A 21044-nucleotide genomic window follows, 5' to 3' on the forward strand; every position below is an offset into this window, starting at 1 on the left:
AATTAAGCTTCTTTCTCAGTATTAGGATTTGTTAGTACGACACGTGTTCGTGGTAAACTTTCAGGATAGTTTTCTCTGATAAAATCTATCATTTTCTCTCTAACATGAACTCTCAAGTCCCAAGCGGTCGGCGAGTTTCTAGCACTGACTAATATTCGGGTTTCTACAGTATACTCTTTAGAATCTGTTACTTGAAGAACTTGTACATTTTTGTCCCATAAATCCGTGTTATCTAAAATACGTTTCAATTCTTCTCTCAAGGCATCAAAAGGCACATTATAATCTGTATACAAAAATACCGTTCCGATAATATCTGCACTAGAACGTGTCCAATTTTGAAAAGGTTTCTCCAAGAAATATGTTGATGGCAGTACCAAACGCCTTTTATCCCAAATTCGAACTACAACATAAGTAAGATTGATTTCTTCAATCCAACCCCATTCTCCTTCAACCACAACAGCATCATCAATTCTAAAAGGTTGGGTTAACGCAATCTGAATTCCCGCCATTAAAGCTCCAAATACTTTTTGAGCGGACAAACCCAAAATAATACCAGCCAAACCTGCCGAAGCAAAAATACCAACACCTATTTCCCTAATACTCTCAAAAGATAAAAGAATTAAACCTATTGAAGTTAGAATAATAACAAACACAATAACCTTTTCCAGAATATTGAATTGCGTATAGAGTTTTCTAGACTTTAAATTATCTTCTTTAGTAATGTCATAATGTTTTAACACCTGACGCTTTATACGCCTTAAAAGAATTATTAAAAACCACGCCAAAGCTACAATTACAAAGTTTCTACGCTGTTCTACCACAAGCGATAAGTCAACATTCCACTGTTCAGAAACCCAGTTAGCAATTGGTTTTATGGCAAAAATGATAACAATTAAGGCAATACTAAATATGAGTTTGGTGTTCTTCATAAATGATTTTTTGGTTGTTATAAGAAGTACGTCATTCCGAAAGCAAGATGTTGCAAAAAGAAAATAGAAATGAATACTTAGTGAAAGTACGCTAAGTTAAGCGATTATTACTCTAAAGTCAAGTGTATTGCCCAGCGATATGGTTATAGCTGCGTTAAAGTTTCCTTAAAGCATATTTCAATTATATTTTTTACAAAAATTAAATCTTGCACGCAACCATTACATAAATAGTGCATCTATGGCAAAACATATTTAATGAATAAATTTCACTCTTTATTATTCATTTTGTCAACACTACTTTTATGTAGCTCTTGCGCTTCTATTTTAAATAGAAAAGAAGTAAACGTAAAAATTTATGCACCTGATAATACTAAGGTTGTTTTTAATAATCAAACGCAATCTACTAATGATGGTGAAATTATTATAAGTCCAAAAAGATCCAAAGATTCATTACGATTTACCTTAAAAAATGATACTATATCTACTGATTTTGCTGTAAAACGTAGGATTTCAGGTTGGTTTTTCTTTAATATTTTACATAACTATGGTTTGGGAATGTTGGTTGATTTAACCAACGATAAAAGATTCACTTATAAAAATCGATTTAATTTTAAAATCGATTCTATTTTAAATGAATTTTATATTTCGAATGAAAAAGTTATTCCTTTTAAGAAAGGAGATTTTTTCGTCTATACCTCTCCTCTATCCGCTATTGATGTTTTTTCAATTCCAACTGTAACTTTAGGTGGTGAATATTTTTATTTAGATGATATGAGTATTAGTGCCGAATACGGAACCGTATACTTAAAATATTATATAAAAAACAACAGCGATATTCTTAAACAAGATAAAGGACGTTCGTTTAGATACGAGCTTAAATTTTACAATCTAGTTAGTATTTTAAATAACCCTAGAATTAACGAATATATCGGGCTTGAAGCACGTTTTTTACGACAACTTTATACTGATGATATTAGTTATACTGTTATTGACGAAGATATTAGGTACTATAAAAGGGAAAATTATTTAGTTAACAAATCTGTAGATATTTATAATATAAAATACGGTTTAAACTTTCCTCTAGGTAGAAAATTCTATCTTGATCTTTACAGTGGCTTTGGCCTAAGAATTAGGAATGTTAAAAACCCTTATATATATTATGATCCCGAAATTCATATTGCAAATACTGACAATCATGACTTCTTCTATGGACATAATCTAGAAGATTATTATTCTAAATATCAATTTAATCTCTCTCTTGGTTTTAAATTTGGATATAAATTTTAAGCTTGCTACTCACCTCCCAAAGTCCAAATTATTGCTTTTTCTTTAGTCGCTCTAAAAATGGTATAGTGCTCTTCATTGGGCTCGTCAGAATATTTCCAAGTGAGTTGCTGTGGAGCGTATTCCTGAAAGGTTTGCTCTAAACTTCTTGTGTATTGCGAAATATCCTCTACACTACTACCTGCAAACCATAATTTAATATTCTTATCTGCTAAACTATCCAAATAAGTAGCAGCTTTTTTGGTAAGATAATGCTCATTCCACCACAACGAAGGATCAAAGGCAATGTAATAGTCAAAAGCGTTTGGAGTTAGAAAGAAAGTTTCCATAACAAAAAGTCCAGCAAGCGATTCACCTATGATACCTTTTTTAGTACTGGTTCTATATTTGCTATCGATTTCAGGCATCAATTCTCCTGTGATAAATGCTCTAAAATCTTTGGCTCCATCAGTTATTGGACAATATTGCTTATCGTATTCCGATTCTGATGCTCCTGTTAAATCACGACCACGTTCTGTGTTTTCAATACCCACCAAAATAAATGGTGGAATTTGATTGGCCTCAATTAAATCTGCTAAAGTATTAGCGATGTGTGGAAAATCCTCTTTAATACCTCCATCTGGCATATACAACACAGGAAAACTATCTTGGGATTGCTCATAAGTTGGCGGAGTCCACACATTAATAACACGAGTTTCTTTTACAAACTTAGAAGCGACCTCTAAACTATCATGTTTGGGTATTGGATCGTTATAGGTTGGATAGGTTTCTTTGCAGCTAAAGGCTGTTATGGCAACAATAAAACATAAGATTAATCTTGTCATTCGTAATAGCATTTACATTAAACATCTAAATATAGAAATTTAAAACAGTAAAACTCAATTCCCCTCTTTATCATGAGCTTGACTAATCATATGATTAATGCAAAGCCATGTGTCATCTCTTTTTTCAAATACTCTGAGATGATTTATAACTCTATCATTCATAGCGCTGCCATCTGGCCATTGCTGTCCTGTTCTAATGTTTGTAGAACGTACCAACGCAATCTCATTGGTTAGAAAATTAATGTCTGGTCGTTTGTAATTGTTTTTACCAGACATCACAAAATCAAGACTGAAAATAATTTCCAATAATTCCCGTAACTCTTCTTTACCTTGTACTCTATCGCCAAAGGCATTGGTCCAATCGATATCATTAGAATACCCTTTTAAGACGGTTTCTAAATCCTTAGCATCCCAACCTTGATCATAATCTTCTATATTTTGCTTTATAGCAATAATATCTTCTGTTCTATTGGAGGTGTCTGGTGATTCATTGCAAGACACAATAAAGCCAAATACCATAACCATTAAAAAAGTTAACTTTTGCATGATATTGATTTTAAAAAATTAGACGTATCACAAGAAATAAGTCTTTTTGAAAACTTATTTAGTTTTTACTATTTCCGAGCAGCTCGTAATTTCTTTTTTAAACGAATAGCTATAATAGTCGGAATTAAAGCCATTAAAAGACCTATCAATAATCCTTTTATGGTGAATCTCATGGTTTGGTTGGTATCAATATCATGTCTGTGGTTCCATATTTCTACAATCTTTCCTTCCTCATTAAACCTAAACACATTGATTATAGGAATGGTTCCCGAACCAAAAACCACCTTTCCTAAAAATGTTGATGGCTTATATGTTGCTTCCCATCTTGTTGCTACCAAATCACCTTCAGCAATTTGATAATTGATCTTTGAATCCCAAGAGCCATTATCCCAAAAACGATCTGCTGTTATTTTTTGTTCTATAGCTGGTTCTACCACATCTTTTCTATCACCAATATCATGCACAACATATTCTTCGGCTACATAGTCTACATACTTATCTGTATTATTGGTAAACCAAAGATCTTTATAAAAGTTCCAAGCTATGTCTTTATTTCTATTCTGTAAGTTGGGTGGCTGTAAACTATCTCCTTGAGAATAGGTAATAAAAGGCAGGGGCAATAATGCCAAAAGCAATAATGTTGGTTTCATAATCTATGATTTTATAGTTAAAAATTTTACTACTTAGACAAACCTTCCTTATAATAAAATATGCCTAATAATAAAGGCACCAAAAAACAAGCTACTGCAAATACTGTAAACGATACAACACCAAAAAACACCAATAAAAATAAAGCTACAATTAAAAGTATCATAACAATTGCATAAACCTTAGGCACAATACCTTGTTTACTAAATCCTTGCTGAAAATAAATAATTAATACACTTAACTGAAATAATGCTCCAATATTAAAAAGATACAAAGGAGTTCCTCTAATTGACTCAAACAAATATGGTTGACTATCTATGACACTCAGTGTAGTATGGTAACTTCCAATACTTATAGCAAAAGACAATATAAGTACTAAGCTTCCTATAAAATTTACAACCCATAATAAGCTCAAAGGAAAACTTCCTGCAGTTCTTGAATCCTTAAATAAGAGAGAAGATGAAATGGCAAAAAACACATTACCAAATAACGACCAATTCCAGATTGAACTCATCACATCCCAATTATCATATAAAAATTTACCAGCTTCATAATCCGTTCTTTTTATTTCTACAACTAATGATGCCCAACCAGCATTTACCTCTAAGAGAATGCAGATTATTGTTATGAGCGCACCAAGACTCAGCAGAATACCACCATATCTAAATTCAGCTTTTGTAATATATTTCATATTGAATTATTTTTTATAAATCAATCATCACAAACCTTGCTCAACGAATTGTCAATTTGAATAATCTTCCAAGTACCTTTGGTTACCCTCCAGATTCTTGAACTAATTCTCTGAACAGTGTCTCCATGACTTTCTCTTAGGTAGGTCATCCTTACATAATCGTAACCTAGACTTGGGGTAAGTAGTCGTTGTTGGCTTGTCATATCTACAACGATCTTTTTAGATAATTGTGGACAAAACTCTGCTAATTGCTCATACGAAATGAGAACTTTAGGTTGCCCAAACTGAATTTCTGATATTTGAGCTTCTTTATCAACAGACCTTATGATATATTTACAATGATCTGATCCTTCTATATAATTTTGTTGAAATTCTTTAGCTACTTTCTCAAATTCCAACTTTAAATCTTCAGTAACTGAAGTGTTTTTATTTTGGCACGATACTAACAGTATACCTACCAAAATCATTATTTTTTTCATCCCACAATGGCTTAGCTATCCATAATAATTTAAGCCTATGCATTAATTGTAAAACGCATAAGCTCATTTCTTTTGCAAAGATACATAAAGCCTTGATAATAAACATTATTACATTTGGTTTTAATTGTTATGTAAGGTCTTAAAAGTGATTTTAAAGAATCATATTTTTTGCTTGTTTTAATTAAAACGTTTTAAATCCATGAGGATTTTCAGAAGTAGGCAAGAACCAGTAATTACTTATAGCTATTGTTATGCGTTCGTCTTTATTCTATTCTTTCTTTAATTTTATCAAACCAAGATTTAATTTCTTCAAATGCGTTTCTTTCTTTTAAAATATCTATCGTAATCTCACAAGAAATCTTACTATTTAGATGTTTTTTTACAAAACTAGAGCATCTATCTCTATAATTTTTTGATTGTTCTTCCCACGGTTTATCGGGTTGCCTTTTTGAGTGTCTCAATTTTGCAATGGAAGTAGGAATATCTGAATCATCATCTACTGTAATAGATATAGAGAAACCGTCTGAATCAGCAAAACTTGGAATTATGATACTTTCGTGATAATAGTTTTCTATTTCCCTTTTGTTCGTAAGGGTTGCATAATGATTTAATCCTCTGTTGTTTACTTCATCTACAAAGTCTTTGTATTTTAAATCCTCGTCTTTATCGTAGATGTGAATTTCAGTTTTATTTAGTTTTTTTAAATAATTATTTGTCACCCAATGTCCCAAAGTTCCACCACCTAGGCTAATTGTGACAATTCTATCATCATTAACTAAATCAATATCAAACAACGAGGAAATATTATTAAAAAACATAATATCTGTTGGTCCTTCTAAACATAGAAAAGCTTTGACTTTATCTGTGTTTTTTTCTACCGAAGGTAAAACACCCAAAGTTGAAGCTATTTTTTCTAAGTTTCCATTGTTTCCAACTTCTATAAAGTTGTTTCCATTTTCTTTATGCACAAATCGTAAATTCTCTACAGCTATTAAACTAGCTAAAGCTGGACTATGTGTTGTTGTAATTACTTGGGAAGAGCCACTTTCTGAAATTTGAGACAATGCTTCTATTAATTTAATCTGCCAGTCTGGATGCTGAGATGTTTCAGGTTCTTCTATTGCATAAATTACACTTGGTATATTTTTAGCATTTTTCTTTCGTTCCGCTTCTGCACGAAAGAAATTTATAAGTAACAAACGTCGCACACCGCTTCCTCTTTTATTCATAGGAATTTCATCACTTGTAAGAGTAGGTGAAAACAGATTCGCCCATTTTAATTCGGTTGGAAAATTAGTTGAAAGTTGAGAAGCTACTTCCGGATTCATTTCTTTTAACTTCTCAATTGTAAGATTTGCTATCTCTGATATTTCCTTTTCTACCTCTTTTTTAATTTTATTAAGAGCTTCTGTATGCTTTTTTAAAGCTTGTTCAGCTGCAAATTTTAATGGGTCTTGTATTTCCTTATCTTTTTCGTCATTTTTTCTATCACTTTGAAATAAGGCATATAAAGGTAGTTGTGGTGATATTTTATTCCAAATATCTTTTACACCATCCTGACTTATTTCAATTTCAGCAGTTGAAAGTTTAATGTTGTCTGCAAAACTATTCCAAATAGCTTTTCTTATTTCATTTTTTACATTTGCCTTAAAATCGCCGTTTAAATTTAACTTCTTAATTCTGTCCTGAAGTTCTTTTATTTTAAGGCTGTGTAAGTCATTTCCTTTTTCATTATTTGGATGGTTACAAACAATGTAAGTTTTGGGTTTTGTAAGAGCGGTGAAGTCTTTTTTAATTTCTAAGAAATTGTCAGAATTCAAAAGGTATTCACTTTTTAAGTCAGTTATAGCACCCGCATCTAAATCTATCTCTTGAGGTAGATTAGAGAATTCAACTGATAGTTTTACAGTTTCTTTGTTTTCTCTTGCATTTATATTTACATCATCAGAGTCTAACTTTCTATTTTCAAAAAAGATGTCAAGAGCTTCTAAAATAGTCGATTTTCCTATATCATTTTTACCAATTAAAACAGTTAAATCATTGAATGAAATTTTAGTAGCATTTCGATAACCTCTAAAATTTTCAATTGTTAAACTTGCTATTTTCATCTTTTTCTTTTTTTTCAGCTGACGCACAACGTGTTTGGCTATGATTCCGTTGCGAGTAAAATCCGCAGGATTTTCCGAGTAGGAATCATAGTGTTTAAAGTTACTATATTTTCTGTTTTAGCCATATGTAGCAATGGATTATAGCCAGTGTTGTGTACAGTATTTTTATTCCGCAATTTTATAATATTCAGTTTCTTCTCCGTCTGTTATTAAAATCAATTTTTTAGAGTTCAAGTATTTCAATTCCGAAATCCAGTTTCCGTATAGATATGTGTATTTGAGTTTAAATCCGTTTTCGTATTTTATTATTTCCACGAATGAGTGATTGTCCTCAATAATTATTTCCTCTCCATTTTCGGCTGGTTCAAAGTCTTCTAAATTTCCTTTTCCATTCTCAAACCAATAATGATAAACAGTTTTTGAGTCCGAATTTTTTATTTTCCATTTTCCACTCAAATATGATTCTACTTCTTTTTCAGTTTCACAACATTTTAAGTGTTGTCCGAGTAAAGTCAGAGGTAAAAAGGTTGATATTAAAATCAATATTTTTCTCATTTTTCAGCGTTCTGTGGATATTGTACACAACAACTGGATATACTCATTAACTATATCCAACTTATAGGTTTAATGCTTCAATATACACCTTCAAAATCAACCAAACTATACGTAAAGTTACGTATATCGTTAAAAAACAAATATTTAAGGTTAAAACGCAGGCTAAACCCTCAACTTTTACCATAAATAAAACCCTAGGATTTATAGTACCTCTTCTACAAAATCTGTAATTTTGTAGTGCTTTATAAAAAATCACAATACAATGACTTATAGAATAGAAAAAGACACTATGGGTGAGGTAAAAGTACCTGCCGATAAACTTTGGGGCGCACAGACAGAGCGTTCTCGTAATAACTTTAAAATTGGGCCTGCAGCTTCTATGCCTTTAGAGATTGTGTATGGCTTTGCATATCTTAAAAAAGCAGCGGCTTATACCAACTGCGAGCTTGAGGTATTGTCTAAAGAAAAACGCGATTTAATCGCTCAGGTTTGTGATGAGATTTTAGAAGGCAAACATAATGATCAGTTTCCTTTAGTAATTTGGCAAACGGGTTCTGGTACGCAAAGTAACATGAACGTTAATGAGGTGGTGGCTAACCGTGCGCATCAAATTGCTGGTAAAGTTATTGGCGAAGGTGAAAAAACCATTCAGCCAAATGATGATGTTAACAAATCACAATCGTCTAACGACACCTTCCCTACTGGTATGCATATTGCTGCTTACAAAAAAGTGGTAGAAACAACTATTCCTGGTGTTATTCAGTTACGCAACACACTACACAAAAAAGCTTTAGAGTTTAAAGATGTGGTGAAAATTGGTCGTACACACCTTATGGATGCTACACCTCTAACTTTGGGTCAGGAATTTTCAGGTTATGTGGCTCAACTAGATCATGGTATTAAAGCTTTAGAACATAGCTTACCACATTTAAGTCAATTGGCTTTAGGTGGTACTGCTGTTGGTACAGGACTTAACACACCAGAAGGTTACGATGTTTTGGTCGCAAAATATATTGCTGAGTTTACAGAATTACCATTTGTAACGGCAGAAAATAAATTTGAAGCTCTTGCAGCACACGACGCTATTGTAGAAACACATGGTGCTTTAAAACAATTAGCAGTGTCGTTGAATAAAATTGCTAACGATATTAGAATGATGGCTTCTGGTCCGCGTTCAGGTATTGGTGAAATTATTATTCCTGCTAACGAACCAGGAAGTTCTATTATGCCAGGAAAAGTAAACCCTACACAGTGTGAAGCGATGACTATGGTTTGCGCTCAAGTAATGGGTAATGATGTTGCCGTAACAGTTGGTGGTACACAAGGTCATTACGAACTTAATGTTTTTAAACCTATGATGGCTGCTAACATTTTACAATCCGCACAGCTTATTGGTGATGCTTGTGTTAGCTTTGATGAAAACTGTGCTAGTGGTATAGAACCTAACCATGATGTTATTAAGACTTTATTAAATAATTCATTGATGTTAGTTACCGCACTTAACACAAAAATAGGCTATTACAAAGCTGCTGAAATTGCAAATACAGCACATAAAAATGGCACTACACTTCGTGAAGAGGCTATTAACTTAGGTTATGTTTCTGCTGAAGATTATGACGAATGGGTAAAACCAGAAGATATGGTAGGAAGTTTGAAATAAGTTTCATTTTCAAACCATTACCACACAAATAATTTAAAAACGCTAGTAAAATTAAACTAGCGTTTTTTTTTGTTCGAAAAAATGACAATATTTACATAAAACCAACTAAGATGTCTATACTAATAACTAACATAAAACAACTTGTACAAGTTTACGATCATAACGTCACGATTGTAAAAGGAAAGGAAATGAAAAACCTTCCTGTATTAGAAAACGCTTACCTCTATATAGAACACGATACCATTATTGAATATGGCACTATGGACGATTGCGAAGGTTTTGATGCCGAAACGGTTATTGATGCTACCGGAAAATTAGTGTTACCGTCGTGGTGCGATTCGCATACACACACGGTTTATGCTGGTAACCGAACATCGGAATTTGTAGATAGAATCAATGGTTTGACTTATGCAGATATTGCCAATAAAGGTGGAGGTATTTTGAATTCAGCTAAACTTCTTGAAGACACTTCTGAAGACGATTTATACGAACAATCCATAAAACGTGTAGATGAGCTTATAAAAATGGGAACAGGTGCTATAGAAATCAAAACTGGTTATGGCTTATCTGTTGAAGCGGAATTAAAAATGCTTCGTGTGATTAAGCGTATCAAGCAAGACAGTTTAGCGGTTATTATCCCAACCTTATTAGCGGCTCATGCTATTCCAGAAGCATACAAGAAAGATAAAAAAGCCTATATCAAATTGATTACGGAAGAACTTATTCCACAAGCTTCAGAGTTGAACATCTCTCATTATATTGATGTCTTCTGTGAAGAAGGCTATTTTGATATTGAAGATACCGAAGCCATTTTAAAAGCAGCTGAGACCCATGGTTTACGTCCAAAATTACACGTTAATCAGTTTAATATTCTTGGTGGTGTTGCTTTAGGTGTAAAATACAATGCCCTTTCTGTAGATCATCTCGAAGAATTAGATGATAACGATATTGAAGCTTTAAAAGAGAGTGACACTATGCCTGTGGGACTTCCAGGTTGTTCGTTCTTTCTAGGTATTCCTTATACTAAAGGTAGAGAAATTATTGATGCAGGTTTACCTTTGGCGATTGCTACAGATTTTAATCCTGGCTCCTCTCCTAGTGGTAATATGAATTTTGTAGTAGGTTCAGCTTGTGTAAAAATGAAGCTAACACCTGAAGAAGCTATCAATGCTGCAACAATAAATGGCGCTTATGCTATGGGAATCAGTAATATGTATGGTAGTATTACCAGAGGAAAAAAGGCCAATGTTATCATTACAAAACCTATGAATCATTACAGTGAGATTCCTTATGAGTTTGGACACAGTCCTGTAGATCAAATTGTCATCAACGGTCAGTTATTGAAGTAAAAAAAAAAAAGTCTGAATTTGTTAGTCTGAGCTTGTAGAAGACTAAGTTGATTAATCCTAATTTTATGAGATTTAAATTAAAACCACATATTGGTGTAGGAGTTGTAAAATTTGGTCAGACAAGAGAAGAAATTCAACTAGCTTTAGGTAAACCTGAATACTCTTCAAAGAAATCTATATTTAATTATGGAGATTTCTCATTGCCTGTCCCAGCTAAGATAGGCTATTACAAAAATGAACTTCAAATTACCTTCGATAATGAAGATAGAGCAGATTTTATTGAATTTTCAGGAAAAGACTCTGAATATATTGAAGTTTACTTGAATGACATTGAAATTTTTAAAACACCAGCGCCACAATTAATCGAAAAAATTTCTTTTACTACAAATTCAGAATTCGATAAAGATGAAAACGAAATACCATATTCTTATGTATTTCCTTCAATTGACTTAGCCGTTTGGAGACAAGTAGTTCCAATCCTAGACGAACAATCTGAACCAATACCTGAATCAGATGAAGGTAAATACTTTTGGACGATTGGAATTGGAAAAAAAGGATACTTTAAAAAAGAATAAATAAGTTCATACTCCAAAAATCTTATACAGACACAACTAGATCAACGCACGACTATTTGAATCTCATATTATCATAAACAAAAAAATCCGGAAGATATACTTCCGGATTTTTTAGCTATCAATCAATCAAACAATCAATCCTTACTTCATTGTGAATTCAGAAGTAGAAATCAATTCTTTATCGTTAAAAACATTGATCTTATATCTACCTTCTTCAAACTTTTGGTCGTCTGCAGCTGAGATATACTCACAAATGTTTAGGTTTCTGTTTTCGTAGTTGAATCTACTGATTAAACTGTAGTTTAATACTTGATCATCAAATTGTAACTGATCGTTAGAACCTAAAATATTATTCTTAGGATCAATTACTTGTACATATAATTCTTTATCACCAGATTCTGCAATAGTGTTTTTAGCTACTGTAAAACAGATTTTAATTTTATCACTACGTCTTGCTCTTTCTGTTGGGATTTGCTTACCACTACTTCTTTCAATCACACCCATACCAATTAAACCTACGGTTTGTAATGCTGATGCATCTTTAACAACTGTTGCTAACTCTGTATTTTGAACTAATAATGAATCTGTGAACATGGTACGTTCAGCTAACTGTACTTGAGTACTGTCTAAAGATGACGCTAAATATTCATTTTCACCTTTAAGTCTATCATTTTCTTTCATTAACACATCCATTTCTTCTTGAAGTGCTAAAAATTTCTTTTTATATCTCCATAAGCTATTAACGCTAGTTTGAGATACTTTAAGCGAATCCATTAAACCTTGAATACGTTCTCTTGCTGCAATAAGATCTTGGTTTTTCACTTTGCTTTCTGCAATAGCTTCATCATATTGAACGAGCATATTGTCTAACTCATGCTGTATTTGTTTCTTCTCTCCTACTAATACTTTTTCAGTTTCTTGTTTATCATTGTAAAGCTTAGAAGTATAAAATGCTGTACCTAAGAAAAGAACTAAAAGGATTCCTAATCCAACTTTAAGTCCTGTACTAGTTTTTTGTGAACTTTCCATAAATTGTGTTTTTTAAAGTTATTGTTAATTCTTGTTTTAAAAACTAATTCGAGATTAAAATAATTAAATAAAACTGTACTTTTAATTTTAATTTAATTTTTCGTCCAAATGCAACACTTCACTCTATTTACAGAAAAAGACATACAACATCTTTTAAAGAAACGTAAAGGAGAATCAAAATTTGGAGAACTCGTTCAGTTAATACCTAACCTCACTAACATATACGATGATATCGTTAATTTAGACGTTGACTATGTGATTTTTGGGATTAAAGAAGATATTGGAGTTTACGCAAACCACGGAAATACTGGAGCTCACAAAGCTTTTGAGGCTACTCTAAAAGTTTTGTTAAATATTCAGGATAATAGCTTTACAAATGCTAAACGCATTCTTATTTTAGGTCATTTAGACTATTCAAAAGCCTGCGAAGCGCTAACAACTTTAGATTCAGAAAAGAAGAAAAACATCAATAAAGCCAGAACGTTTGTAGAAACTATTGATAAGGATGTTACGCATGTGGTGTCTTCTATCGTAAAAGCTGGTAAAATTCCTATAATTATTGGTGGTGGACATAATAATGCTTACGGTAACATAAAAGGTTCTGCACTTGCGTGCAATACCAAGATAAATGTGGTGAACTTTGATGCGCATTCCGATTTCAGAGCTGAAGAAGGCAGACACAGTGGTAATGGGTTTAGCTATGCGTTTGCTGAAGGTTTTTTAAAAAATTATTTCATTTTTGGTCTACACGAAAATTATACTTCAGATAATATATTTAAAGGGCTAAAGAAGATAAAATATCTAAACTACAATACGTATGATGCCATGGAAATACGAAATGAAACTGATTTTAAAGCTGAATTAAAAACAGCATTAGACCATGTTTCTGAAAAATGTTTTGGGATTGAAATAGATTGCGATGCTATAGAGAATATACCTAGCAGTGCTATGACTCCTTCTGGTTTTAGCGTAAAACAAGCCAGACAATTTGTGCATTATTTAGGGAAGGATAAAAATGCTATGTATCTTCATATCTGTGAAGCCGCACCAACAAGCAAAACAGAAACCAAGGTTGGCAAACTTATTACCTATTTAATTACTGACTTTATAAGAGCGCATGGCAATTAAGATTATAGATTACAAAAGCAAGTATGCCAAGCATTTCTATGAATTAAATATTGAATGGCTAGAAACCTTTTTTTATGTAGAACCTTACGACGAAGAGGTTTTAAGTCATCCTAATAAATATATTATAGATAAAGGAGGTTATATCTTTTTTGCTATGAAAAATGACATTGTAGTTGGCACCGTAGCCTTAATGCCAACTGAAGAAATTGGTGTTTTAGAATTAACGAAAATGGCTGTTTCACCTGAAATGCGCGGACAGAAAATAGGCCAGCAATTATTACAGCACAGCATCGATTTTAGTAAAACCAAAGAATTAAAAGGACTTCTACTCTATTCTAACACCAAATTAGAAAATGCCATCTACCTTTATAGAAAATATGGTTTTAAAGAATTAGAACTTGAAAAAGACAATCCCTATGAACGTGCTGATATTAAGATGTTTTTGAAGTTTTAGATTTCAAATTGTTTTTAAGATAAGTAAAAGCACCATTAATTTCCTCAAAAATATGTGCTTCAGAAATTAAATCTGGTACAATATCAATGGATACTAATTTGTCTTTTGGTTGCTCTTGTACTGCTGTTAATAATACCTGAACTCCTCTTTTTTCCAAATCTAAAACAGCATTCTCTATAGCATACAGTCCAGACTGATCTATATAAGGTACACGATCCATTCTTATAATTAATGCCTGAATCTGCTCTGGTATATTTTTTATTTCATCTTGAAAGTGAGAAGTAAATCCAAAAAACAATGGTCCATAAAGATGTTTTATGTAAACTTTGTCTTTATACTCTTCATAGAATTCAATTTCATCTTGCCATGGTTTTTCTCCATCAAAACCAGCAATTGTTCCTACTTCCATGCCTTTTTCACCAATATCACTAGAGCGTTTCATAAACAATAAAGATGCTAGTAATAAACCAATACCAACAGCTTGGATTAAACTACCGAAAGTAGTAATCAACAATACAATAATTAAAACAACAGCATCTGCTCTTGGAACTACTAATAGGTGTTTTAATCCCTTAACATCAATAATTTTTAATGCTATAGGAATTAATAGACCTGCTAAAACCGACAAAGGAATATAAGCCGCCAATTTACCTAAACCTAATAGTACTGCCAGTAAAAACAGGCCATGAACAGCACCCGATAATCTTGTACGACCACCAGAATTAATATTAATTACAGTTCCTTTTGTTGCTCCTGCACCTGGAATTCCCCCAAAAATTGCAGCTATTGAATTTCCGATACCTTGACCAATTAATTCTCTATTACTATTATGCTTTGTCTTAGTCATGTTATCAGCAATTACAGAAGTTAACAAAGAATCTATAGAACCTAATACCGCTAAAACTAGAGCATACTCTAGAATTATAGCGTAAGCACTCGCGTCAACCGAGAACAATCCCGAAACTTGTAAACTTGGTAAACCTGAAGGTATTTCACCAATAATAGGCACATCCCATTGTAGAAAGTAACTTGCTACTGACGCTAAAACCAAAGCCACCAAAGCACTTGGAATAGCCTTAGTTATATAAGGAAATACTACATACACAAGAACTGTAAAAACGCCTAGCGTTAATGCCTGCCAATTAAAATCTGTAAACAACCTAGGTAAATCCTGCATCACCAACCATGTTGATTTTTCAGACCCTAAGCCTGCAAAAGGAAACAATTGCAAAATAATAATGATAAGACCAACACCACTCATAAATCCCGATACTACTGGATAAGGAAAATACTTCACATAACCAGCTATATTTATAAGACCAAAAATGATCTGAAAAACTCCACCAGCTAAAAACGTAAGGATAATAATTGGCATCGCCGATTCTAAACTCCCAGTAAGCTCTATGGAAGCTGCAACCAAAGCAGCCGAAACCACAGTCATAGGACCTGTTGGCCCACTAGCCTGTGTCCTTGTACCACCAAAAATAGCAGCAAAAATACCAACAGCTATTGCGCCATAAAGTCCTGCAATTGCACCTAAACCAGATTGTACACCGAATGCTAAAGCCAATGGCAAGGCTACAACGCCTGCGACTAAGCCACCTGTTAAATCTCCTTTTAAATATTTTAAATTATAATATTTAGACATCATAAAATTTATTCATTTATATGGTTGCTAACCATTTAAAAAATTCATTAAATGGCACCGTTAGTAATACTACAACTAGTATTATGAATACTAATATATGTTTAATTTTCAAGTAAGTGAATAGACTTTCCCAAAATCTACTCATCTAACTCAATAGTTACTCAGTAACTATAATGACAACTAAAATCGTGTCATAAACCCTATACCTAATAGGTAAATATCTTTTTGCTTTTGCCTAAAACCATTCTTTGATATACTACTAGTTTCATTCATAATATCAAATAAGATATTTACTCGAGTATTAGAAGTTATTTCATAATCTGTACCAAACGAAATACCTACACCAAAATTAACGCCACCACTTTTTGTGTCAACCTCATTAGATAAATCATTTATTTTTGAACGTAAAAGAAAATTACCATAAGCACTTATGCTTGTAACAAGATTAAATTTTTGTTCATTATCTAATGACACTCTTTGAACCAAACGTAATGGAATTTGTAAATATTCATTTTTTAAACGACTTTGATCCGTACCATTAAAAAAGCTTGAATTAAACTCTACAATCTCAACACCAGAAAGCAGCTTGGTTTTTTCATTGTCTGAAAAATCATAATCGACATTGAATCGAATTGCAAAAACATTTCCATTTAACAGCCCTACTTTATTATTTTCTAGCGTGGCACCACCAACAGCTAAATTGAGACCATAACTAAACTTACTTTTAATATTTTCATCTTGAGCAAAACTCATCAATGTAAATGCAAAACAGATTATTATTAAAGTAAAATTCTTCATTTTTTTATTTTAATTAATTATTACTTAAAGCCTTTAAAGAATCTAACTGACGCTGTAAAGCTTCTATTTTTTCGGAATTATCTTCTACTCTAGGAATACTCATTATAGAATCCATTTGTTGTTCTAAAATATCTTCATCTTTTGGTACTTCTTTGTAGTAATAACCAATACCTTCACTCGCTCTCCAGGCTTCATTTAATTGGTTATAAACCGTTTCGTCCCAACCGCTAGGATGTTTTACATCTACCCAAATCACATCACGATATTCACTGTCTATCAAAACTAAATCTGGTGTTGCAGAACCATCAAACTGTTGTGCGTTGGTATCACTTATAGACGAAATTGTTCCTAAGAAAAATAGACGCTTTCTACCTGCTATTTCTTTTACATAAGGCCTAAACTCTACTGGTGTGCTCGCTTTCCAATCGTATTCTTTACGAGATTCTTTTACTTTAAGAGGCATGGCTGATACGCCTGCATAGCCTTGTTTTTTTGAGGCATGATCGTAATAATATAATTTATCCGTACCGTCAGCAGGAATAAATACACTGTAGCTTAAACTTGTGCGCTCGTCTCCTACTGGCTCTAAACCAAACCAATGGTATAAGCCGCTGTAGGCATCAGAGTTGCTACCAGCAAAATCAAAATCGGTGACGTAAGGTTGTTGGTTTTGGTCTTTTGGCATCAACGGAATTTTAACTGCAGTTTCCATATTCCAAGGTAAAGGATCACTAAAACCTCCTAAAAACTTTAAAGATTCCGCTTGAAGTTGAGACACCTCTTCTGCTAGTGTATTTTGTTTCTGTAAAAACTTGTAATTCTTTATGTCTTTTGGACTCACAAATGTTCCTTTTCCGATGGTGATGCGCTCTATGTAGTCATTAAAATCATGCTCTCCACTCTCAATAATCATAACTCCACCAAACGTAGGATACGGAAAGAAGAAACCTTTCCATTTGATTAAACTCACCACTTCTACCCAATTACCTTCATCATTTTTCATGTAAAAGGTGTCGCTTGGTTCATAATTGAAAAGCATCCAAGGATTAAAACGTTGTACGACTGCATTGTAGGTGTTACGGCTAAATTTCAAAGACTCACCTATTGAAAAGGTGACTTCAATTCTGTTTTCATTTGAAAATCTCGGAAATGGTGTTGTACTACTAACCGAAAACACTTCTTCAGTATTATCGCTGATACGCTGCATGACGTATTTTTCACTTGGTTGAATAGCCATAGTCCATTTGTTTTCTGTACCTATTCTTACCAAATGCGGTAAGGACACATCTTTGGTTTCACCGACACTTTCATTAGCCATAGAAAATATGTTTCGTAAGGGTTGAATACGCTCGTTTTGAGTTAAAGGAAGATCATCGATTTCAACTTTATTGAGATTATTGAATACATTGTAAGTTTTCATGTAATCGTACAAACCTTGATTCCACCCAAAGAAATACAAAACCCCAAAAAATACAATCAACAATCCAAGAATACCTAATCTTGATCCTGTACTGGCTGTTTTCCTGAACTTTCGTAAACCAAAAATCAGAACCAAAAGACTTAAGAGAATAACGAAGATGTATTTTCTAAAAAATAACAATACAGGTTGATAGTCGTCCCTAAAAAAGAACAAGAGAATGAGCAATAATAGCACTACAAAAACTGTAATTCGTTTTTGTTTTGCGCCTTTGTTCCAGTAGTTTTTTATCATGATATCAGCCCCTTTAATTCCCCAGAGGGGAAAACTGGGTATTTATTTTGTTAACAGTATACTTGGCTTCAGTCCAAGACACTTTATTTATTGTCGCTTCATTTCCTTCCCTTTGGGAAGTTTAGGATGGGCTTTACTACATCAACCCCTTATCTTTCAATCGTTCTCTTGCCGATTTTTCCTCTGTTTTTAGTTTCGGTTCGTTTTCTATTTCTTTCTTAGCTTCTTCAACCGCTTTATTATCTTTATTCTTAAGCTCTTCGAAAAAATCTTTGCCTTTTTCTACAACATTATCAAACTTATCCTCTAAAGATTCGCTCTGCTCTTCTATAACTTCAGAAGATTTTATAACGAAACTAGCTAGGTAAGTTCCAATCAATGTCCCAGCAGCGAATGACGCAAATGCAGAAATACCATTATAACTTGAAAATACAGCCAATGGCGTTAAAAATTCTACAATGAGTGCTGCAATTAACACTAAAGTCACCACAAAAATCAATCGTGGTAAAAAGGATTGCTTGTAAACAAACCCTTTTGGATTGTCTGCACGCATCTGTAGTTCTTTGCTATTCATTATTTTATTCAAAAAACGATATGCTCCATTGCCATTGGATTCTCGCCAATACAAGAAAATCCCGAATAATATTGCTACAATAAAAACGACTAAATCTATGCCCATAATGGTAAGTTTTTCTATTTTATATAATTTCCTCTTTTATACATTCCATGACGCGTAAGGAATGACAGTCTCTATAAAATTAGTCTAAAATTATTAAATATTGTTACGAATAATCGCAATTACCCAATCTCTAAATGAATCGTTCCAAGTCTCGTAACTCTTGTAAAACTGCTCTTTATCATACCAGTATAAAAAGAGAACATCTTTCGGTGCAATATTAATGAGCAACTTATGAATTAAATCACGATGCTCTGCGGTTAACGACGAATGCGGTTGGTGCAGTGCAAAATACATAGACTGCTCTACCATATCCTCTATTTTGTAGGTATTACTGCGTTCTAGTTTTTCTAAATACAACTCCACTCCCATTACTTTTTTCCGCGCTTCAATATCTATTTTATTGAGATAACTCTTGAATAAAGATTTACTATCCAAAATATCTTTAATTGGATGTTCTGTATCCTTCAAAAAACTAGACATTTCAAATTTCTTGATACGATCATAATTTGGTGTGGTTACCATGTATTCTAAATCACACTCAATTATGATATGATCTTTCAGTTTTTCTATCAATTCTGGTTGAGATATGTGGTAAATCAATACATCATGAATCGTATCTTTTATGGCTTGCCTATACACTTCCAAATCTTCAAAAACTACAATAGGTGTAATAAAATCCCTAAGCACATACACACCTTTAAAGGCTCTAGTATAAAATGAGTTGGTTGAAAAATGTAGTGGATGTAAGTTTAGATCTCTATGTCGTAAATCACCATAGTTTTGGGCAGAATCTAATATTTGCTGATGAAGATCTTCATCTATAAAATTATTTCCTGTTCTGAATTTATCAACCAGTTGTAGTTGTTCCTTTTGCTTTTCTTCTAAATTATCTATCAGTCGAAATGAGATACTAATATCTTCGTATTTAAGAATATCCAAAGGTTCATAAAACACGTCTATATCTTGATCAAAATCGATACAAATAGCCGAATCCCTAGTGATATCATTAATTTTTTGTCCATGGGTTTTAAAGATATGTTGCATCATATCCTTATCAAACGAGTGAAAAGGCAAATACACAGGTTTTCCTTTTTGTAATGGAGAAATGATAATACCATGAGGATTAGCTTCTCCATGATTAAGGTATTGTGTATTCTGTTTTTCCTCAGCAACTTCAGGACTCCAACCCAAGCCATCTATTGAGAAAGACTTAAGATTGGTTTCTGAAAACCCTAAGGTTTTAAGACATTTATTATAGCGCTCTACCAATTTCCCACTTACTGGGATGAGTTCACTTCTATATAAATTTGCTTGTTTTAGTTTGTTCATATTTTATGATTGAGATTCCTGCTTTACCAGAAATGACAACTATACTATTTTATTTATCTGAGCATACTGCAATAACATAATGGTTTTTGCATCTATAATTTCTTCATTTTTCACCATTTCAATGGCTTTACTGAATGGTAATTCTAATACTTCAATATCTTCGTTTTCAATTTCTAATCCACCACCTTCATTCACTTTCATGTCATCAGTATATTCTGCAATAAAGAGATACATTTTTTCGGTTAAAGCACCAGGAGATGTGTAAGCCGACAGTACTTGTGTCGCGTCACTAATTCTATATCCAACTTCTTCTTCAACCTCTCTTATTATGGTCGCTTTTGGAGAATCGTTATTATCTATAGCTCCTGCACAAACTTCGATTGACATACCTTCATTTTTATTAACGTCATAAACAGGCATTCTGAATTGTTTGGTGAGAATCACTGTGGATTTTTTAGTATTGTACAACAAGATTCCTGAACCATTACCTCTGTTATACGTTTCTCGAGACAATCGCCTCCACTCACCATCTTCAAACTGATAATCATAGTCTATTCGATGAAGTGTTGCCCAATCGTTAGAAAGTGTTGTTCTTGTTATGTTTTTTAGCTTTTGCATCC

General features: G+C 32.9%; 21 protein-coding genes. 6 read left to right on the forward strand and 15 right to left on the reverse strand.

Features of this window, described 5'->3' with window-relative positions; translation table 11 throughout:
• Positions 1 to 2: 2 nt before the first annotated feature.
• Complete coding sequence (locus QGM60_RS06975) at positions 3 to 929, reverse strand: mechanosensitive ion channel domain-containing protein (protein ID WP_281139523.1); 927 nt, start codon at positions 927 to 929, stop codon at positions 3 to 5.
• A gap of 255 nt (positions 930 to 1184) precedes the next feature.
• Here QGM60_RS06975 and QGM60_RS06980 point away from each other — a divergent pair, with 255 nt between their 5' ends.
• The gene (locus QGM60_RS06980) at positions 1185 to 2216 is read left to right on the forward strand and encodes a hypothetical protein (RefSeq protein WP_281139524.1); all 1032 of its coding nucleotides are present in this window, start codon (positions 1185 to 1187) and stop codon (positions 2214 to 2216) included.
• Positions 2217 to 2221: 5 nt separating this feature from the next.
• Here the strand turns inward: QGM60_RS06980 and QGM60_RS06985 are convergent, their stop codons facing one another.
• The 7 genes from QGM60_RS06985 to QGM60_RS07015 all read right to left on the reverse strand — a co-directional run bounded on the left by QGM60_RS06985 (position 2222) and on the right by QGM60_RS07015 (position 8064).
• Positions 2222 to 3037 carry an alpha/beta hydrolase-fold protein gene (locus tag QGM60_RS06985; RefSeq protein WP_281139525.1) on the reverse strand — a complete coding sequence of 272 codons (816 nt, stop codon included), beginning with the start codon at positions 3035 to 3037 and terminating at the stop codon, positions 2222 to 2224.
• A gap of 54 nt (positions 3038 to 3091) precedes the next feature.
• A complete protein-coding gene (locus tag QGM60_RS06990) occupies positions 3092 to 3583 on the reverse strand; it encodes an SgcJ/EcaC family oxidoreductase (RefSeq protein ID WP_281139526.1) in 492 nt (163 codons plus the stop codon).
• 68 nt (positions 3584 to 3651) lie between these two features.
• Positions 3652 to 4233 carry a nuclear transport factor 2 family protein gene (locus QGM60_RS06995; protein ID WP_281139527.1) on the reverse strand — a complete coding sequence of 194 codons (582 nt, stop codon included), beginning with the start codon at positions 4231 to 4233 and terminating at the stop codon, positions 3652 to 3654.
• Positions 4234 to 4262: 29 nt separating this feature from the next.
• Complete coding sequence (locus tag QGM60_RS07000; RefSeq protein WP_281139528.1) at positions 4263 to 4922, reverse strand: hypothetical protein; 660 nt, start codon at positions 4920 to 4922, stop codon at positions 4263 to 4265.
• 20 nt (positions 4923 to 4942) lie between these two features.
• Positions 4943 to 5401 carry a hypothetical protein gene (locus QGM60_RS07005; RefSeq protein ID WP_281139529.1) on the reverse strand — a complete coding sequence of 153 codons (459 nt, stop codon included), beginning with the start codon at positions 5399 to 5401 and terminating at the stop codon, positions 4943 to 4945.
• Positions 5402 to 5664: 263 nt separating this feature from the next.
• The gene (locus QGM60_RS07010) at positions 5665 to 7509 is read right to left on the reverse strand and encodes an ATP-binding protein (protein WP_281139530.1); all 1845 of its coding nucleotides are present in this window, start codon (positions 7507 to 7509) and stop codon (positions 5665 to 5667) included.
• A gap of 165 nt (positions 7510 to 7674) precedes the next feature.
• Positions 7675 to 8064 (reverse strand): hypothetical protein, encoded by a 390-nt coding sequence (locus QGM60_RS07015; RefSeq protein WP_281139531.1) that lies wholly within the window; start codon positions 8062 to 8064, stop codon positions 7675 to 7677.
• Between the two features lie 262 nt (positions 8065 to 8326).
• Here QGM60_RS07015 and fumC point away from each other — a divergent pair, with 262 nt between their 5' ends.
• From fumC to QGM60_RS07030, 3 genes are all read left to right on the forward strand, one after another.
• On the forward strand, positions 8327 to 9724 hold the full coding sequence (gene fumC / locus QGM60_RS07020; protein WP_281139532.1) for a class II fumarate hydratase: 1398 nt from the start codon (positions 8327 to 8329) through the stop codon (positions 9722 to 9724).
• A gap of 110 nt (positions 9725 to 9834) precedes the next feature.
• Positions 9835 to 11073: an imidazolonepropionase gene (gene hutI / locus QGM60_RS07025; RefSeq protein WP_281139533.1), complete on the forward strand. Its 1239-nt coding sequence runs from the start codon at positions 9835 to 9837 to the stop codon at positions 11071 to 11073.
• 65 nt (positions 11074 to 11138) lie between these two features.
• Positions 11139 to 11648: a hypothetical protein gene (locus QGM60_RS07030; RefSeq protein ID WP_281139534.1), complete on the forward strand. Its 510-nt coding sequence runs from the start codon at positions 11139 to 11141 to the stop codon at positions 11646 to 11648.
• Positions 11649 to 11789: 141 nt separating this feature from the next.
• Here QGM60_RS07030 and QGM60_RS07035 read toward each other — a convergent pair whose 3' ends face one another.
• Positions 11790 to 12677: a chromosome partitioning protein ParA gene (locus QGM60_RS07035; RefSeq protein ID WP_281139535.1), complete on the reverse strand. Its 888-nt coding sequence runs from the start codon at positions 12675 to 12677 to the stop codon at positions 11790 to 11792.
• A 108-nt stretch (positions 12678 to 12785) separates the two neighbouring features.
• Here QGM60_RS07035 and QGM60_RS07040 point away from each other — a divergent pair, with 108 nt between their 5' ends.
• Together QGM60_RS07040 and QGM60_RS07045 are read left to right on the forward strand one after the other, a co-directional pair.
• Positions 12786 to 13805: a formimidoylglutamase gene (locus tag QGM60_RS07040; RefSeq protein ID WP_281139536.1), complete on the forward strand. Its 1020-nt coding sequence runs from the start codon at positions 12786 to 12788 to the stop codon at positions 13803 to 13805.
• On the forward strand, positions 13795 to 14259 hold the full coding sequence (locus QGM60_RS07045) for a GNAT family N-acetyltransferase (RefSeq protein ID WP_281139537.1): 465 nt from the start codon (positions 13795 to 13797) through the stop codon (positions 14257 to 14259). Before QGM60_RS07040 ends, QGM60_RS07045 begins: the two co-directional genes overlap by 11 nt.
• Here the strand turns inward: QGM60_RS07045 and QGM60_RS07050 are convergent.
• The 6 genes from QGM60_RS07050 to QGM60_RS07075 all read right to left on the reverse strand — a co-directional run bounded on the left by QGM60_RS07050 (position 14237) and on the right by QGM60_RS07075 (position 21042).
• Complete coding sequence (locus QGM60_RS07050) at positions 14237 to 15910, reverse strand: SulP family inorganic anion transporter (RefSeq protein ID WP_281139538.1); 1674 nt, start codon at positions 15908 to 15910, stop codon at positions 14237 to 14239. The two genes, QGM60_RS07045 and QGM60_RS07050, sit on opposite strands and share 23 nt — an antisense overlap.
• A gap of 177 nt (positions 15911 to 16087) precedes the next feature.
• Positions 16088 to 16705 (reverse strand): hypothetical protein, encoded by a 618-nt coding sequence (locus QGM60_RS07055; RefSeq protein WP_281139539.1) that lies wholly within the window; start codon positions 16703 to 16705, stop codon positions 16088 to 16090.
• 13 nt (positions 16706 to 16718) lie between these two features.
• Positions 16719 to 18416 carry a hypothetical protein gene (locus QGM60_RS07060; RefSeq protein ID WP_281139540.1) on the reverse strand — a complete coding sequence of 566 codons (1698 nt, stop codon included), beginning with the start codon at positions 18414 to 18416 and terminating at the stop codon, positions 16719 to 16721.
• Positions 18417 to 18552: 136 nt separating this feature from the next.
• On the reverse strand, positions 18553 to 19095 hold the full coding sequence (locus tag QGM60_RS07065; protein ID WP_281139541.1) for a hypothetical protein: 543 nt from the start codon (positions 19093 to 19095) through the stop codon (positions 18553 to 18555).
• A gap of 93 nt (positions 19096 to 19188) precedes the next feature.
• Complete coding sequence (locus tag QGM60_RS07070; RefSeq protein WP_281139542.1) at positions 19189 to 20424, reverse strand: DUF6638 family protein; 1236 nt, start codon at positions 20422 to 20424, stop codon at positions 19189 to 19191.
• Positions 20425 to 20463: 39 nt separating this feature from the next.
• The gene (locus QGM60_RS07075) at positions 20464 to 21042 is read right to left on the reverse strand and encodes an NUDIX domain-containing protein (protein ID WP_281139543.1); all 579 of its coding nucleotides are present in this window, start codon (positions 21040 to 21042) and stop codon (positions 20464 to 20466) included.
• Positions 21043 to 21044: the final 2 nt, after the last annotated feature.

Source organism: Winogradskyella sp. SYSU M77433, assembly GCF_029911945.1.
Taxonomy (GTDB): domain Bacteria; phylum Bacteroidota; class Bacteroidia; order Flavobacteriales; family Flavobacteriaceae; genus Winogradskyella.

Bases quoted from the DNA above. Each gene is read 5' to 3' on its own strand.
- hutI (WP_281139533.1), top strand. From the start codon at position 9,835: ATGTCTATACTAATAACTAACATAAAACAACTTGTACAAGTTTACGAT.
- QGM60_RS06980 (WP_281139524.1), top strand. From the start codon at position 1,185: ATGAATAAATTTCACTCTTTATTATTCATTTTGTCAACACTACTTTTA.
- QGM60_RS07070 (WP_281139542.1), bottom strand. From the start codon at position 20,424: ATGAACAAACTAAAACAAGCAAATTTATATAGAAGTGAACTCATCCCA.
- QGM60_RS07065 (WP_281139541.1), bottom strand. From the start codon at position 19,095: ATGGGCATAGATTTAGTCGTTTTTATTGTAGCAATATTATTCGGGATT.
- QGM60_RS07035 (WP_281139535.1), bottom strand. From the start codon at position 12,677: ATGGAAAGTTCACAAAAAACTAGTACAGGACTTAAAGTTGGATTAGGA.
- QGM60_RS06975 (WP_281139523.1), bottom strand. From the start codon at position 929: ATGAAGAACACCAAACTCATATTTAGTATTGCCTTAATTGTTATCATT.
- QGM60_RS07040 (WP_281139536.1), top strand. From the start codon at position 12,786: ATGCAACACTTCACTCTATTTACAGAAAAAGACATACAACATCTTTTA.
- QGM60_RS07050 (WP_281139538.1), bottom strand. From the start codon at position 15,910: ATGATGTCTAAATATTATAATTTAAAATATTTAAAAGGAGATTTAACA.
- QGM60_RS07005 (WP_281139529.1), bottom strand. From the start codon at position 5,401: ATGAAAAAAATAATGATTTTGGTAGGTATACTGTTAGTATCGTGCCAA.
- fumC (WP_281139532.1), top strand. From the start codon at position 8,327: ATGACTTATAGAATAGAAAAAGACACTATGGGTGAGGTAAAAGTACCT.
- QGM60_RS06985 (WP_281139525.1), bottom strand. From the start codon at position 3,037: ATGACAAGATTAATCTTATGTTTTATTGTTGCCATAACAGCCTTTAGC.
- QGM60_RS07075 (WP_281139543.1), bottom strand. From the start codon at position 21,042: ATGCAAAAGCTAAAAAACATAACAAGAACAACACTTTCTAACGATTGG.
- QGM60_RS06990 (WP_281139526.1), bottom strand. From the start codon at position 3,583: ATGCAAAAGTTAACTTTTTTAATGGTTATGGTATTTGGCTTTATTGTG.
- QGM60_RS07000 (WP_281139528.1), bottom strand. From the start codon at position 4,922: ATGAAATATATTACAAAAGCTGAATTTAGATATGGTGGTATTCTGCTG.
- QGM60_RS07060 (WP_281139540.1), bottom strand. From the start codon at position 18,416: ATGATAAAAAACTACTGGAACAAAGGCGCAAAACAAAAACGAATTACA.
- QGM60_RS06995 (WP_281139527.1), bottom strand. From the start codon at position 4,233: ATGAAACCAACATTATTGCTTTTGGCATTATTGCCCCTGCCTTTTATT.
- QGM60_RS07055 (WP_281139539.1), bottom strand. From the start codon at position 16,705: ATGAAGAATTTTACTTTAATAATAATCTGTTTTGCATTTACATTGATG.
- QGM60_RS07015 (WP_281139531.1), bottom strand. From the start codon at position 8,064: ATGAGAAAAATATTGATTTTAATATCAACCTTTTTACCTCTGACTTTA.
- QGM60_RS07010 (WP_281139530.1), bottom strand. From the start codon at position 7,509: ATGAAAATAGCAAGTTTAACAATTGAAAATTTTAGAGGTTATCGAAAT.
- QGM60_RS07045 (WP_281139537.1), top strand. From the start codon at position 13,795: ATGGCAATTAAGATTATAGATTACAAAAGCAAGTATGCCAAGCATTTC.
- QGM60_RS07030 (WP_281139534.1), top strand. From the start codon at position 11,139: ATGAGATTTAAATTAAAACCACATATTGGTGTAGGAGTTGTAAAATTT.